General features: G+C 50.1%; 16 protein-coding genes and 1 tRNA gene. 10 read left to right on the top strand and 7 right to left on the bottom strand.

Annotated features, from left to right (window positions below; translation table 11 throughout):
* Nucleotides 1-148: 148 nt before the first annotated feature.
* The 3 genes from ecnB to efp all read right to left on the bottom strand — a co-directional run bounded on the left by ecnB (nt 149) and on the right by efp (nt 1,149).
* Nucleotides 149-295: a lipoprotein toxin entericidin B gene (ecnB, locus tag FFT88_RS09050; RefSeq protein WP_000239596.1), complete on the bottom strand. Its 147-nt coding sequence runs from the start codon at nt 293-295 to the stop codon at nt 149-151.
* A gap of 110 nt (nt 296-405) precedes the next feature.
* A complete protein-coding gene (gene ecnA, locus FFT88_RS09045) occupies nt 406-531 on the bottom strand; it encodes a lipoprotein antitoxin entericidin A (RefSeq protein WP_064525758.1) in 126 nt (41 codons plus the stop codon).
* A 51-nt stretch (nt 532-582) separates the two neighbouring features.
* Nucleotides 583-1,149 carry an elongation factor P gene (gene efp, locus FFT88_RS09040; protein ID WP_000257278.1) on the bottom strand — a complete coding sequence of 189 codons (567 nt, stop codon included), beginning with the start codon at nt 1,147-1,149 and terminating at the stop codon, nt 583-585.
* Nucleotides 1,150-1,190: 41 nt separating this feature from the next.
* Between efp and epmB the strand changes: the two genes are divergently transcribed.
* Nucleotides 1,191-2,219 carry an EF-P beta-lysylation protein EpmB gene (gene epmB, locus FFT88_RS09035; protein WP_130221786.1) on the top strand — a complete coding sequence of 343 codons (1,029 nt, stop codon included), beginning with the start codon at nt 1,191-1,193 and terminating at the stop codon, nt 2,217-2,219.
* Between the two features lie 393 nt (nt 2,220-2,612).
* Nucleotides 2,613-3,482: a YjeJ family protein gene (locus FFT88_RS09030; RefSeq protein WP_135405687.1), complete on the top strand. Its 870-nt coding sequence runs from the start codon at nt 2,613-2,615 to the stop codon at nt 3,480-3,482.
* Nucleotides 3,483-3,684: 202 nt separating this feature from the next.
* On the opposite strand, the gene FFT88_RS09025 is transcribed toward FFT88_RS09030, so the two are convergent.
* The 3 genes from FFT88_RS09025 to FFT88_RS09015 form a co-directional block, all read right to left on the bottom strand.
* Complete coding sequence (locus FFT88_RS09025; protein ID WP_000558209.1) at nt 3,685-4,038, bottom strand: DUF4156 domain-containing protein; 354 nt, start codon at nt 4,036-4,038, stop codon at nt 3,685-3,687.
* 137 nt (nt 4,039-4,175) lie between these two features.
* The gene (groL, locus tag FFT88_RS09020; protein WP_000729132.1) at nt 4,176-5,822 is read right to left on the bottom strand and encodes a chaperonin GroEL; all 1,647 of its coding nucleotides are present in this window, start codon (nt 5,820-5,822) and stop codon (nt 4,176-4,178) included.
* A gap of 43 nt (nt 5,823-5,865) precedes the next feature.
* Entirely contained in the window at nt 5,866-6,159 is a 294-nt protein-coding gene (locus FFT88_RS09015) for a co-chaperone GroES (protein WP_001026276.1), read from the bottom strand.
* Nucleotides 6,160-6,434: 275 nt separating this feature from the next.
* On the opposite strand from FFT88_RS09015, the gene yjeH reads away from it, so the two are divergent.
* Nucleotides 6,435-7,691: an L-methionine/branched-chain amino acid transporter gene (gene yjeH, locus FFT88_RS09010; protein ID WP_130221788.1), complete on the top strand. Its 1,257-nt coding sequence runs from the start codon at nt 6,435-6,437 to the stop codon at nt 7,689-7,691.
* A gap of 15 nt (nt 7,692-7,706) precedes the next feature.
* Here the strand turns inward: yjeH and FFT88_RS09005 are convergent, their stop codons facing one another.
* Entirely contained in the window at nt 7,707-8,183 is a 477-nt protein-coding gene (locus tag FFT88_RS09005) for an FxsA family protein (RefSeq protein ID WP_135385148.1), read from the bottom strand.
* Nucleotides 8,184-8,519: 336 nt separating this feature from the next.
* Between FFT88_RS09005 and aspA the strand changes: the two genes are divergently transcribed.
* The 7 genes from aspA to FFT88_RS08970 all read left to right on the top strand — a co-directional run.
* Nucleotides 8,520-9,956, top strand: coding sequence for an aspartate ammonia-lyase (gene aspA / locus FFT88_RS09000; RefSeq protein WP_130205949.1), 1,437 nt, complete (start codon nt 8,520-8,522; stop codon nt 9,954-9,956).
* 117 nt (nt 9,957-10,073) lie between these two features.
* Nucleotides 10,074-11,375 (top strand): anaerobic C4-dicarboxylate transporter DcuA, encoded by a 1,302-nt coding sequence (dcuA, locus tag FFT88_RS08995; RefSeq protein WP_130216753.1) that lies wholly within the window; start codon nt 10,074-10,076, stop codon nt 11,373-11,375.
* Between the two features lie 115 nt (nt 11,376-11,490).
* Complete coding sequence (cutA, locus tag FFT88_RS08990) at nt 11,491-11,829, top strand: divalent cation tolerance protein CutA (protein ID WP_064525746.1); 339 nt, start codon at nt 11,491-11,493, stop codon at nt 11,827-11,829.
* The gene (gene dsbD, locus FFT88_RS08985; protein WP_135405686.1) at nt 11,805-13,502 is read left to right on the top strand and encodes a protein-disulfide reductase DsbD; all 1,698 of its coding nucleotides are present in this window, start codon (nt 11,805-11,807) and stop codon (nt 13,500-13,502) included. The genes cutA and dsbD overlap by 25 nt, the downstream gene beginning before the upstream one ends.
* Before the next feature lie 35 nt (nt 13,503-13,537).
* Entirely contained in the window at nt 13,538-14,113 is a 576-nt protein-coding gene (locus FFT88_RS08980; protein WP_001188520.1) for a transcriptional regulator, read from the top strand.
* Nucleotides 14,114-14,219: 106 nt separating this feature from the next.
* Nucleotides 14,220-14,295, top strand: a tRNA-Phe gene (locus tag FFT88_RS08975).
* Between the two features lie 197 nt (nt 14,296-14,492).
* A partial coding sequence (locus tag FFT88_RS08970) for an integrase arm-type DNA-binding domain-containing protein (RefSeq protein WP_135405685.1) occupies nt 14,493-15,273 on the top strand: 781 nt, incomplete at its 3' end.

The following is a 15,273-nucleotide window of genomic DNA, read 5'->3' as shown; positions in this document are numbered from 1 at the left end:
CCCGGTGAAAAGAAGCGTTTGCAGGTCGTCCTGCAAAGCTGATGGTTGAACGGATATTTTGCCAGGTGGCAGAGGAATTTCAACTATTACCTTAGTGACTATCGCTGAAAAAATAAACGGCACGACAAACTTGTCGTACCGTTATTGCTTATTGCTGCGCTTTCGTCGCTGCGCCAGAAATCGCGTTACCGCCGTCGGAGATATCTTCACCAACGCCACGCGTGGTGTTGCAGGCAGTCAATACTGTTGAAAGCACCAGAACAGAAAAGATCGCTGCAATTGTCTTCTTCACCATAACGTCTTCCTTTTAGGTAATGTTATTTGTGTTTGCCTATAGCAAATTAATAATAGACAACACCACCGAAAATGACGGAAATCTGATGATTTTTACGAAGAGAAGAAAAATTAGCTGGCTGCGCGGGAGATGGAATTACCGAGATGTTTAATGTCTTCACCAAAACCGCGTGCGGTGTTACAGCCCGTGAGCAGCGCACTGGCAAGCAAAACAAGAAGGATAAGGCGTTTCATCATCTCTGGCCTGAGAAAGTGATGGTGCAGCCCACAGGCCGCACCACAACCGCATTACTTCACGCGAGAGACGTATTCACCAGAGCGGGTATCCACTTTGATGACTTCGCCGATCTGTACGAACAGCGGAACTTTAACCACAGCGCCAGTAGACAGGGTAGCCGGTTTGCCGCCAGTACCTGCGGTATCACCTTTCAGACCCGGATCGGTATCAACGATTTCCAGTTCAACGAAGTTCGGCGGAGTAACGGAGATCGGCTGACCATTCCACAGAGTTACGATGCACTCTGCCTGATCCAGCAGCCATTTAGCGTTGTCGCCAATTGCTTTTGCATCAGCAGACAGCTGCTCGAAAGTTTCGTTGTTCATGAAGTGCCAGAACTCACCGTCGTTGTACAGGTAAGTCAGGTTCATATCGACAACATCAGCGCCTTCAGCGGAATCGGTAGATTTAAAGGTTTTTTCTACGCGAGTGCCAGTCAGCAGACGGCGCAGTTTAACGCGAGCGAATGCCTGACCTTTACCCGGTTTCACGAATTCACTGGCTTCAACCGCGTAAGGTTCGCCATCTAACATGATTTTAAGACCAGCACGAAAATCGTTGCTATAGTACGTTGCCATAAGGCCCTCTGAAATTTGTTAATTGGTAGCTAAGCCACAAAATGGCGCATATTGTAACCCTAAATACCCCATCCAGAGAAGATTGGTTAGCGCAACTTGCCGATGTTGTGACCGATCCTGATGAACTTCTGCGTCTTTTGAATATAGACGCGGACGAAAAACTGTTGGCCGGACGCAGTGCTAAAAAGCTGTTTGCCCTGCGCGTGCCCCGCTCATTTATCGATCGCATGGAGAAAGGCAATCCAGACGATCCACTTTTGCGTCAGGTACTTACCTCGCAAGATGAGTTTGTCGTCGCGCCCGGATTCTCCACCGACCCGCTGGAAGAACAGCACAGCGTAGTACCTGGTTTGTTGCATAAATACCACAACCGGGCGCTATTGCTGGTCAAAGGCGGCTGCGCGGTAAATTGCCGCTATTGCTTCCGTCGCCACTTCCCGTATGCCGAAAATCAGGGCAACAAGCGAAACTGGAAGACGGCACTTGAGTATGTTGCTGCACATCCGGAACTGGACGAGATTATTTTCTCCGGCGGCGATCCGCTGATGGCGAAAGATCACGAACTGGACTGGTTATTAACGCAACTGGAAGCCATCCCACATATCAAACGTCTGCGGATTCACAGCCGTCTGCCGATTGTGATCCCGGCACGCATCACCGAGGCGCTGGTTGAACGCTTTGCCCGTTCTACGCTGCAAATCTTGCTGGTGAATCACATCAACCATGCCAATGAGGTAGATGAAACGTTCCGTCAGGCGATGGCTAAATTGCGCCGTGTCGGCGTCACCCTGCTTAACCAAAGCGTTCTGTTACGTGGCGTGAACGATAACGCGCAAACGCTGGCAAATCTGAGTAATGCACTGTTTGACGCCGGTGTGATGCCCTATTACCTGCATGTGCTCGATAAAGTGCAGGGCGCGGCGCATTTCATGGTGAGCGATGATGAAGCGCGGCAGATTATGCGTGAGTTGCTGACGTTAGTATCGGGATATCTGGTGCCAAAACTGGCGCGCGAGATTGGTGGCGAACCCAGCAAAACGCCGCTGGATCTCCAGCTACGCCAGCAGTAACTGATTAAACAGGGAAGTTAAACATTAAAATTGCCTGATGCGCTACGCTTATCAGGCCTACATCGTGCATTGAAATTGAATGAATTTTCAATGAACTGTAGGCCGGATAAGGCGTTTACGCCGCATCCGGTAAGAGCAACAAACGCAGTACAGCGACCTGTCATTTTACAGGGAAGTTTAATCTTTGCCCGTTGCATAACCTTTAATTATTCATATACATTGCTATTTTTACTCTTTATATAGCCAACACCAATAATTAACCTTTCTTTTCTGTTTATATAGAGTGAGCACGGCTATTTATGTTATTTTAACAACTATTACTACCAAGCCCATTTATCTGGCTTATAAATTAAAATTAATTATTTAATTGAGAAATGGTTAGGGAGAACCTACATGGCCATAAGCATCAAGGGTGTTAATACCGGTGTTATTCGCAAGAGTAATAATTTCATTGCACTGGCGCTGAAAATTAAAGAGCCTCGCAATAAAGAATCGTTGTTCTTTATGTCTGTGATGGAACTGCGCGACCTTCTGATTGCGCTGGAAAGTCGTCTGCATCAAAAGCATAAACTGGATGCTGATGCACGCCTTCAGTATGAGCAAGCTCGCGATAAAGTCATTAAGAAAATGGCAGAAAACATCCCGGAAATTCTGGTTGATGAGCTTAAAAATGCCGATATTAATCGCCGGGTTAACACGCTGGAACTTACCGATAATCAGGGCGAAAATCTTAATTTCGCATTAACGCTACATGATGGCAGCAAATGCGAATTAGTGGTCAATGAGTTGCAGATTGAAATGCTGGCGCGAGCAATCATTCATGCAATTAATAATGCAGAAATGCGTGAACTGGCGTTACGTATTACATCGTTGTTAGATTTCCTGCCGTTATATGATGTCGACTGCCAGGATGATGGTAATCTGGAATATGACACCTATTCCCAACCAGAATGGAAACATAATCTGTTTAGTCATTATCTGGCCGTACTTTATCGCTTTAAAGATGAAGGTGGCAAGGAGCAATTTAGTGGTGCAGTAGTAAAAACGCGTGAAGCGACTGCGGGTAAAGAAGTTGAGGCTATTACACGCCGGATGCTTGATTTCAGTCCTCGACTGAAAAAGCTCGCTGGAGTGCCGTGTCAGGTCTACGTTCGTACTGTGGCAGCCAATAACGCCCAACCACTAACCCAGGATCAATGCCTACGCGCACTACATCACCTACGCGTTCAATCCATCAGCAAAACTGCACCACAGGCGAAATAATCCCGTCTTTGCTAATGCGAGGCTGGAGCCATCCAGCCTGAAATGACTGATAACGTGATCGTTGATCATGCCGGATGCGGCGTAAACGCCTTATCCGGCCTACAAATTCTCAAGCATTCAATCAGTTGCAATGCCTGATGTAGGCCTGATAAGCGAAGCGCATCAGGCAATTATACGTTTGTCACCCAGCCTCTGAATCCCATCAGTTCGGGCACTTATATACCTGACCGATAATCTGGCTGTCAGTCGGGACAAAGCTGGACAACATGCCCTGCGACGGGCTGCTGATACCATAAATCACGTTACCACCCATTGCTGCCGCCTGGTTGCGCAGATCGTTTGCCGCACCGCGCATAGAACCGCCCTCTTCACCGTGTTGCCCGGAAAGCCAGTTACTTTGCTTACCGGTAGCAGTACCAATCAGCTGGCACTCTGCACCTGGTTGCTCGTCCACGATGCGAACGCTCTGTCCGGCAGCGCTCAATTCGTTGCTGGAGCTACAACCCGCCATCAGTAGCGCGGCACCGACAATCCCTGCTAAGTATTTTACGTGCATGTTATTCCCCATAATCAATGAGCTGGACGCAACTCGCGTCGTCCGTGTCTGAATCTTATACTAGAAAGATGACCAAAAGAAAAACCCCCAGACATTTCTGCCCGGGGGTTTCTTTATTTCTGCGAGGTGCAGGGCAATTACATCATGCCGCCCATGCCACCCATGCCGCCCATACCGCCAGCAGCGCCTAAGTCAGCTGCATCGTTTTTCGGCAGGTCGGTAACCATGCACTCGGTGGTGATCATCAGGCCAGCCACAGAAGCTGCGTACTGCAGAGCAGAACGAGTTACTTTGGTTGGATCCAGGATACCCATGTCGATCATGTTGCCGTATTCTTCGGTTGCTGCGTTGTAGCCGTAGTTGCCGTCGCCAGCTTTAACGGTGTTAGCAACAACAGACGGTTCTTCACCGCAGTTCAGTACGATCTGACGCAGCGGAGCTTCCATTGCACGCAGTGCAACTTTGATACCCACGTTCTGCTCTTCGTTCTGACCACGCAGGTCAGCCAGTTTAGACGCTACGCGGATCAGCGCAACACCACCACCAGCAACCACGCCTTCTTCTACCGCAGCACGGGTCGCGTGCAGGGCGTCTTCAACGCGTGCTTTTTTCTCTTTCATTTCAACTTCGGTAGCAGCACCAACTTTGATAACTGCAACGCCGCCTGCCAGTTTCGCTACGCGCTCCTGCAGTTTTTCACGGTCGTAGTCAGAAGTTGCTTCTTCAATCTGCTGACGGATCTGAGCAACACGGCCCTGAATCGCAGCTTCTTCACCCACGCCATCGATGATGGTGGTGGTGTCTTTGTTGATCACAACACGTTTAGCCTGGCCCAGGTCTTCCAGGGTTGCTTTTTCCAGCTCCATACCAATCTCTTCAGAGATTACGGTACCGCCAGTCAGGGTTGCGATATCCTGCAGCATAGCTTTACGGCGATCGCCGAAGCCCGGAGCTTTAACCGCAGCGACTTTCACAATGCCACGCATGGTGTTAACAACCAGAGTTGCCAGCGCTTCGCCTTCAACATCTTCAGCGATGATCAGCAGCGGTTTACCTGCTTTAGCAACGGCTTCCAGAACCGGCAGCATTTCGCGGATGTTGGAGATTTTCTTGTCAGCCAGCAGGATGAACGGGCTTTCCAGTTCTACTGCGCCAGTTTCCGGCTTGTTGATGAAGTAAGGAGACAGGTAGCCACGGTCGAACTGCATACCTTCAACCACGTCCAGTTCGTCCTGCAGACCAGTACCGTCTTCAACGGTGATAACGCCTTCTTTACCGACTTTGTCCATCGCTTCAGCGATCAGTTTACCTACGGTTTCGTCGGAGTTAGCGGAGATAGTACCAACCTGAGCAATCGCTTTAGAGTCGGAGCACGGTACGGACAGCGCTTTCAGTTCTTCAACTGCAGCAGTAACGGCTTTGTCGATACCACGTTTCAGGTCCATCGGGTTCATGCCCGCGGCAACAGCTTTCAGGCCTTCAGTAATGATAGCCTGAGCCAGTACGGTTGCGGTGGTGGTACCGTCGCCTGCTGTGTCGTTCGCTTTAGAGGCAACTTCTTTCACCATCTGCGCACCCATGTTTTCGAACTTGTCTTCCAGTTCGATTTCACGAGCAACGGAAACACCATCTTTGGTGATGGTCGGTGCACCGAAAGATTTATCCAGAACTACGTTACGGCCTTTCGGACCGAGGGTAACTTTCACTGCATCTGCCAGTACGTTTACGCCGCGCAGCATTTTCACACGAGCGTCGTTACCGAATTTTACGTCTTTAGCTGCCATTATCTTTATTCCTTAAATTCGTATGTTCAGTGTCGTGCGCGGATTACGCTTCAACAATTGCCAGAATGTCGCTTTCGGACATGATCAACACTTCTTCATTGTCGATCTTCTCAGACTTCACACCGTAGCCATCATTGAAAATTACGATGTCGCCAACTTTCACGTCCAGCGGCTTCACTTCACCATTTTCAAGGATGCGGCCATTGCCAACAGCCAGCACTTCGCCACGGGTAGATTTAGCCGCTGCAGAGCCGGTCAGAACGATGCCGCCAGCAGATTTAGTTTCAACTTCTTTACGCTTGACGATCACGCGATCATGCAATGGACGAATATTCATTGATAACTCTCCTTTGAGAAAGTCCGTATCTGTTATGGGTGACGCCGGACCTTACGTGGTTTCCCGGCTGGTGACCAGTGAAATGGGGATGGGCTTCTCCCCCTTCAAGGGGGCAAATGAAAAAAAATTCTGATCAGTACAAAATCGGGTAAAAATCCTGATTCACATCACATTTCATCGCAATTTCTCCATCGCCGCCATACGCGAATCTGATTGTGCTACCATCGAAATCCTGCGCAGTTGCCCAAAATTTGGGCACAATTGGACATTAACCCATGAGTGGACTCAAACAAGAACTGGGATTAGCCCAGGGGATCGGCCTGTTATCAACCTCATTATTAGGCACGGGTGTGTTTGCCGTTCCTGCGTTAGCTGCACTGGTAGCGGGCAATACCAGCCTGTGGGCGTGGCCCGTTTTGATTATCTTAGTGTTCCCGATTGCAATCGTCTTTGCGCTGCTGGGTCGCCACTATCCCAGTGCGGGCGGCGTCGCGCACTTCGTTGGCATAGCGTTTGGCTCGCGGCTTGAGCGAGTCACTGGCTGGCTATTTTTATCGGTCATTCCCGTAGGCCTGCCCGCTGCACTACAAATTGCCGCCGGCTTTGGCCAGGCAATGTTTGGCTGGCATAGTTGGCAACTGTTGTTGGCAGAACTTGGTACGCTGGCGCTGGTGTGGTACATCGGCACTCGCGGAGCCAGTTCCAGTGCCAATCTACAAACGGTGATTGCCGGGCTTATCGTCGCGCTGATTGTCGCTATCTGGTGGGCGGGCGATATCAAACCTGCGAATATCCCCTTCCCGGCACCTGGTAATATCGAACTTTCCGGGTTGTTTGCTGCGTTATCGGTGATGTTCTGGTGTTTTGTCGGTCTGGAGGCATTTGCCCATCTCGCCTCGGAATTTAAAAATCCAGAGCGTGATTTTCCCCGCGCTCTGATGATTGGTCTGTTGCTGGCAGGATTAGTCTATTGGGGCTGTACGGTGGTGGTATTACACTTCGACGCCTATGGTGAAAAAATGGCGGCGGCAGCATCGCTTCCAAAAATTGTGGTGCAGCTGTTCGGTGTAGGAGCGTTGTGGATTGCCTGCGTGATTGGCTATCTGGCCTGCTTTGCCAGTCTCAACATTTATATACAGAGCTTCGCCCGATTAGTCTGGTCGCAGGCGCAACACAATCCTGACCACTGCCTGGCACGCCTCTCTTCTCGTCATATCCCGACTAATGCCCTTAATGCCGTACTCGGCTGTTGCGTGGTGAGCACGTTGGCGATCCATATGTTAGAGATCAATCTGGACGCTCTCATCATCTATGCCAACGGCATCTTTATTATGATCTATCTGTTATGCATGCTGGCAGGCTGTAAATTATTGCAAGGACGTTATCGACTACTGGCGGTAATTGGCGGGCTGTTATGTGTTCTGTTACTGGCGATGGTCGGCTGGAAAAGTTTATATGCCCTGATCATGCTGGCGGGGTTATGGCTATTTCTGCCAAAACGAAAAACGCCGGAAAATGGCATAACCACATAATCCGGCGTTTCGTCATTAATCCTGGCGATCGTCTTTATGATCAAGGCGGTCGCGGTCATCATCCTTTCGTTGATACTCACCATCAAAAGTATTACCGCCACCAGTCCCGGCGCTAAATCCGCCGCCCGGCATACGGGAAAAGCGCAAATGCGGCATCAGCTTCACCGTCAGGTGCTTTTGCACTGGCGGTAATAAAAGAAGAAGACCGAGGAAATCGGTGAAAAAGCCCGGTAATAAAAGCAGCAAACCGGCAATGATCAACGAAACACTTTTAATCATTTCCGCCGCTGGGTTTTCTCCCGCCGCCATTTTTTGTTGCATCAGCACAAAATTCTTAAAGCCCTGATTACGTACCAGTGACATACCAATAACTGAGGTGAATATAACCAGCACGAGGGTCAGCAATACCCCCAGGACATGAGCAACCTGAATAAAGATTGAAATCTCAATATAGACATAAAGGAAAACGGCAATTAAAGGTAACCAGCGCAAAGGTTTCTCCTGTAATAGCAACCAGTTAAATCTGGTCGCCTGAATGGGTTGCGAATCGCGTTCAGCTTATATTGTGGTCATTAGCAAAATTTCAAGATGTTTGCGCAACTATTTTTGGTAGTAATCCCAAAGCGGTGATCTATTTCACAAATTAATAATTAAGGGGTAAAAACCGACACTTAAAGTGATCCAGATTACGGTAGAAATCCTCAAGCAGCATATGATCCTAGGTATTCGGCCGATGCAGGGGATAATCGTCGGTCGAAAAACATTCGAAACCACATATATTCTGTGTGTTTACAGCAAATCATTGGCAGCTTGAAAAAGAAGGTTCACATGTCAAACAACATTCGTATCGAAGAAGATCTGTTGGGTACCAGGGAAGTTCCAGCTGATGCCTACTATGGTGTTCACACTCTGAGAGCGATTGAAAACTTCTATATCAGCAACAACAAAATCAGCGATATTCCTGAATTTGTTCGCGGTATGGTAATGGTTAAAAAAGCCGCAGCTATGGCAAACAAAGAGCTGCAAACCATTCCTAAAAGTGTAGCGAATGCAATCATTGCCGCATGTGATGAAGTCCTGAATAACGGAAAATGCATGGATCAGTTCCCGGTAGACGTCTACCAGGGCGGCGCAGGTACTTCCGTAAACATGAACACCAACGAAGTGCTGGCCAATATCGGTCTGGAACTGATGGGTCACCAGAAAGGTGAATATCAGTACCTGAACCCGAACGACCACGTTAACAAATGTCAGTCCACTAACGACGCCTACCCGACCGGTTTCCGCATCGCAGTTTACTCTTCTCTGATTAAACTGGTAGATGCTATTAACCAACTGCGTGAAGGCTTTGAACGTAAAGCTGTCGAATTCCAGGACATCCTGAAAATGGGTCGTACCCAGCTGCAGGACGCAGTACCGATGACCCTCGGTCAGGAATTCCGCGCTTTCAGCATCCTGCTGAAAGAAGAAGTGAAAAACATCGAACGTACCGCTGAACTGCTGCTGGAAGTTAACCTCGGCGCAACTGCAATCGGTACTGGCCTGAACACGCCGAAAGAGTACTCTCCGCTGGCAGTGAAAAAACTGGCTGAAGTCACTGGCTTCCCATGCGTACCTGCTGAAGACCTGATCGAAGCGACCTCTGACTGCGGCGCTTACGTTATGGTGCATGGCGCGCTGAAACGCATGGCTGTGAAGATGTCCAAAATCTGTAACGACCTGCGCTTGCTCTCTTCTGGCCCACGTGCCGGCCTGAACGAGATCAACCTGCCGGAACTGCAGGCGGGCTCTTCCATCATGCCAGCTAAAGTAAACCCAGTTGTTCCGGAAGTGGTTAACCAGGTTTGCTTCAAAGTCATCGGTAACGACATCACTGTTACCATGGCAGCAGAAGCGGGTCAGCTGCAGCTGAACGTTATGGAGCCGGTCATTGGCCAGGCCATGTTTGAATCCGTTCACATTCTGACCAACGCTTGCTACAACCTGCTGGAAAAATGCGTTAACGGCATCACTGCTAACAAAGAAGTGTGCGAAGGTTACGTTTACAACTCTATCGGTATCGTCACTTACCTGAACCCATTCATCGGCCACCACAACGGTGACATCGTGGGTAAAATCTGTGCCGAAACTGGCAAGAGCGTACGTGAAGTCGTTCTGGAGCGCGGTCTGTTGACTGAAGCAGAACTAGACGATATTTTCTCCGTACAGAACCTGATGCATCCGGCTTACAAAGCAAAACGCTATACTGATGAAAGCGAACAGTAATCGTACAGGGTAGTACAAATAAAAGAGGCACGTCAGACGACGTGCCTTTTTTCTTGTGAGTAGTAACTTAAAAACAACAACCTGATATCAACTTGTTAAAAAACAAGGAAGGCTAATATGCTAGTTGTAGAACTCATCATCGTTTTGCTGGCGATCTTCTTGGGCGCCAGATTAGGGGGAATTGGTATTGGTTTTGCAGGTGGATTGGGGGTGCTGGTTCTTGCCGCTATCGGCGTCAAGCCTGGTAACATCCCATTCGATGTCATTTCCATTATCATGGCGGTTATCGCTGCTATTTCTGCTATGCAGGTTGCTGGCGGTCTGGACTATCTGGTTCACCAGACAGAAAAGCTGCTGCGCCGTAACCCGAAATACATCACGATCCTTGCACCGATCGTGACCTATTTCCTGACCATCTTTGCTGGTACCGGCAACATCTCTCTGGCAACACTGCCAGTTATCGCTGAAGTTGCGAAGGAACAAGGCGTTAAACCTTGCCGTCCGCTGTCTACTGCAGTGGTATCCGCGCAGATTGCGATCACCGCATCGCCAATCTCTGCGGCGGTGGTTTACATGTCTTCCGTGATGGAAGGTCATGGCATCAGCTACCTGCATCTGCTCTCTGTGGTCATCCCGTCTACCCTGCTGGCAGTTCTGGTGATGTCCTTCCTGGTAACCATGCTTTTCAACTCAAAACTGTCTGACGATCCGATTTATCGCAAGCGTCTGGAAGAAGGTCTGGTTGAACTGCGCGGTGAGAAGCAGATTGAAATCAAATCCGGTGCAAAAACGTCCGTCTGGCTGTTCCTGCTGGGCGTAGTTGGCGTGGTTATCTATGCGATTATCAACAGCCCGAGCATGGGCCTGGTTGAAAAACCGCTGATGAACACCACTAACGCTATCCTGATTATCATGTTGAGCGTTGCAACCCTGACCACTGTTCTTTGCAAAGTGGACACCGACAACATCCTCAACTCCAGCACCTTCAAAGCAGGTATGAGCGCCTGTATTTGTATCCTGGGTGTTGCATGGCTGGGCGATACTTTCGTTTCCAACAACATCGACTGGATCAAAGATACCGCTGGTGAAGTCATTCAGGGCCATCCGTGGCTGCTGGCTGTAATCTTCTTCTTTGCTTCTGCTCTGCTGTACTCTCAGGCTGCAACTGCAAAAGCACTGATGCCGATGGCTCTGGCGCTGAACGTTTCTCCACTGACCGCTGTAGCTTCTTTCGCAGCCGTGTCTGGTCTGTTCATTCTGCCGACCTACCCGACGCTGGTTGCTGCGGTACAGATGGATGACACGGGTACCACTCGTATCGGTAAATTCGTCTTCAACCATCCGTTCTTTATCCCAGGTACTCTGGGTGTTGCCCTGGCCGTTTGCTTCGGCTTCTTGCTGGGCAGCGTGATGCTGTAATGACAAATCGCGGGGCGTTCACGCCCCGCTTTCTTTCCCGCCGACTAACATCCTTTCCCCGTCCGTTGTATAGTGACCTCTCTCTTGCGGTTCCATCTGTTCTTGCGAGGTGTTTATGCTTGATGAAAAAAGTTCGAATACCGCGTCCGTCGTGGTGTTGTGCACCGCGCCGGATGAAGCGACGGCCCAGGAATTAGCCGCCAAAGTGTTGGCGGAAAAACTGGCGGCCTGTGCGACCTTGATTCCTGGCGCTACCTCTCTCTATTACTGGGAAGGTAAACTGGAACAGGAATACGAAGTGCAGATGATTTTAAAAACCACCGTATCTCACCAGCAGGCACTGCTGGAATGCCTGAAGTCTCATCATCCGTATCAAACCCCGGAGCTTCTGGTTTTACCTGTTACACACGGAGACACAGATTACCTCTCATGGCTCAACGCATCTTTACGCTGATCCTGCTACTTTGCAGCACTTCCGTTTTTGCCGGATTATTCGACGCGCCGGGACGCTCACAATTTGTCCCCGCGGATCAAGCCTTTGCTTTTGATTTTCAGCAAAACCAACATGAGCTTAATCTGAGCTGGCAGATCAAAGACGGTTACTATCTTTACCGTAAACAGATCCGCATTACGCCGGAACAAGCGAAAATTGCCGACGTGCAGCTGCCCCAGGGCGTCTGGCATGAAGATGAGTTTTACGGCAAAAGCGAGATTTACCGCGAGCGGCTGACGCTTCCTGTGACCATCAACCAGGCAAGTGCGGGTGCGACATTGACTGTCACCTACCAGGGCTGTGCTGACGCCGGTTTTTGTTATCCGCCAGAAACCAAAACCGTTCCGTTAAGCGAAGTGGTTACTAACAACGCGACGCCACCGTCTGCATCAGTTCCGCAGCAAGAGCAGCCCGTCGCGCAATTGCCCTTTTCCGCGCTCTGGGCGTTGTTGATTGGTATCGGTATCGCCTTCACGCCATGTGTACTGCCGATGTACCCTCTAATTTCCGGTATCGTGCTGGGTGGTAAACAGCGGCTATCCACCGCCAGAGCATTGTTGCTGACTTTTATTTATGTGCAGGGGATGGCGCTCACCTACACGGCGCTGGGTCTGGTGGTTGCCGCCGCAGGGTTACAGTTCCAGGCAGCGCTACAGCATCCTTACGTGCTTATCGGCCTCGCTATCGTCTTTACCTTGCTGGCGATGTCGATGTTTGGCTTGTTTACCCTGCAACTCCCCTCTTCGCTGCAAACGCGCCTCACGCTAATGAGCAATCGCCAACAAGGTGGCTCGCCCGGCGGTGTGTTTGTTATGGGAGCGATTGCCGGGCTGATCTGTTCACCATGCACCACCGCGCCACTTAGCGCGATTCTGCTGTACATCGCCCAAAGCGGAAACATGTGGCTGGGCGGCGGCACGCTTTATCTCTATGCGCTGGGCATGGGCCTGCCGCTGATGCTAATTACCGTCTTTGGTAACCGCCTGCTGCCGAAAAGCGGCCCGTGGATGGAACAGGTCAAAACCGCATTTGGTTTTGTGATCCTCGCGCTGCCGGTCTTCCTGCTGGAGCGAGTGATTGGTGATGTCTGGGGATTACGCTTGTGGTCGGCGCTTGGTGTCGCGTTCTTTGGCTGGGCCTTTATCACCAGCTTACAGGCCAAACGCGGCTGGATGCATATTGTGCAAATTATCCTGCTAGCGGCAGCATTGGTTAGCGTGCGCCCACTCCAGGATTGGGCATTTGGCGCGACGCATACCGCGCAAACTCAGGCGCATCTCAACTTTACACAAATCAAAACGGTAGATGAGTTAAATCAGGCACTCGCTGAAGCCAAAGGCAAACCGGTGATGTTAGATCTCTATGCCGACTGGTGCGTCGCCTGTAAAGAGTTTGAGAAATACACCTTCAGCGACCCGCAGGTGCAAAAAGCGTTAGCAGACACGGTCTTACTTCAGGCCAACGTCACAGCCAACGACGCACAAGATGTGGCGCTGTTAAAGCATCTAAATGTCCTTGGCTTACCGACAATTCTCTTTTTTGACGGACAAGGCCAGGAGCATCCACAAGCGCGCGTCACGGGCTTTATGGATGCAGAAACCTTCAGCGCACATTTGCGCGATCGCCAACCGTGAACGACACTTCAGTGGGAAAGACGGAGGAAAATAGCGTGCAACGTGAAGATGTACTGGGAGAAGCCCTGAAATTATTAGAATTACAAGGGATTGCCAACACCACGCTGGAGATGGTTGCTGAACGTGTGGATTATCCACTGGACGAGCTGCGCCGTTTCTGGCCAGACAAAGAGGCGATCCTCTACGATGCGCTGCGTTATCTTAGCCAACAGATAGATGTCTGGCGTCGTCAGCTGATGCTGGACGAAACGCAAACCGCCGAACAAAAGCTGCTGGCGCGTTATCAGGCGCTATCGGAGTGCGTTAAAAACAACCGCTACCCGGGCTGTCTGTTTATCGCTGCCTGTACGTTTTATCCCGATCCTGGCCACCCTATTCATCAATTGGCCGATCAGCAAAAAAGCGCGGCCTACGACTTTACCCACGAACTGTTAACCACGCTGGAAGTGGACGATCCGGCGATGGTAGCAAAGCAGATGGAACTGGTGCTGGAAGGTTGTTTAAGCCGAATGCTGGTGAATCGTAGCCAGGCGGATGTCGATACCGCACATCGGCTGGCGGAAGATATCCTGCGCTTCGCTCGCTGCCGCCAGGGTGGCGCACTGACTTGACAGAAACACAGAAAAGAAGCGATTTGCCGCAATCTTAAGCAGTTGAATCGCTTTTACTGAAATTAGGTTGACGAGATGTGCAGATTACGGTTTAATGCGCCCCGTTGCCCGGATAGCTCAGTCGGTAGAGCAGGGGATTGAAAATCCCCGTGTCCTTGGTTCGATTCCGAGTCCGGGCACCAAATTCATATCAACGGACCTCCACGGAGGTCCGTTTTTCGTTTCAGAACGCCACAATTTAAGCGTTCTGCCTCCAAATCAATTCTACCGAACTCAACCAGATTCCCCCCACATCAACCCCATTGTGTGGGTATAATTGCGGGTATACCCCAGTTCGACAGAATTTATACCCTCTTTAACGCATTCAGAAGGCTGAACTATGGCACTGACTGACGCAAAAATCCGGGCTGCAAAGCCCACTGACAAGGCTTATAAACTCACTGACGGGGCCGGCATGTTCCTGCTGGTTCATCCTAATGGTTCCCGTTACTGGCGTCTCCGTTATCGTATTCTGGGTAAGGAGAAAACCCTGGCACTTGGTGTGTATCCGGAAGTTTCTCTCTCCGAAGCTCGTACAAAACGGGATGAGGCCCGAAAACTGATTTCGGAGGGGGTTGACCCTTGCGAACAGAAAAGAGCTAAAAAAGTAGTCCCTGATTTACAACTCTCTTTTGAACATATTGCACGACGCTGGCATGCCAGTAATAAACAATGGGCACAATCACACAGCGATAAAGTACTCAAAAGCCTCGAGACACACGTTTTCCCCTTTATCGGCAACCGGGATATCACAACACTCAGTACCCCGGACCTGCTTATCCCTGTTCGTGCTGCAGAAGCTAAACAAATTTATGAAATCGCCAGTCGTCTGCAGCAAAGAATATCTGCTGTAATGCGTTATGCCGTACAGTCTGGCATCATCAGATATAACCCGGCTCTGGATATGGCTGGTGCATTGACCACGGTAAAACGCCAGCATCGCCCTGCTCTGGATCTTTCACGCCTGCCTGAACTTCTGTCGCGTATTGACGGTTATAAAGGCCAGCCTGTCACCCGACTGGCAGTTATGCTGAATTTACTGGTTTTTATTCGTTCCAGTGAACTCAGATATGCCCGCTGGTCTGAAATTGATATTGACAATGCCATGTGGACTATTCCAG

The sequence above is a fragment of the Escherichia sp. E4930 genome (assembly GCF_005845405.1).
GTDB lineage: Bacteria > Pseudomonadota > Gammaproteobacteria > Enterobacterales > Enterobacteriaceae > Escherichia.
This window is presented reverse-complemented; position numbering and strand designations above follow the sequence as displayed.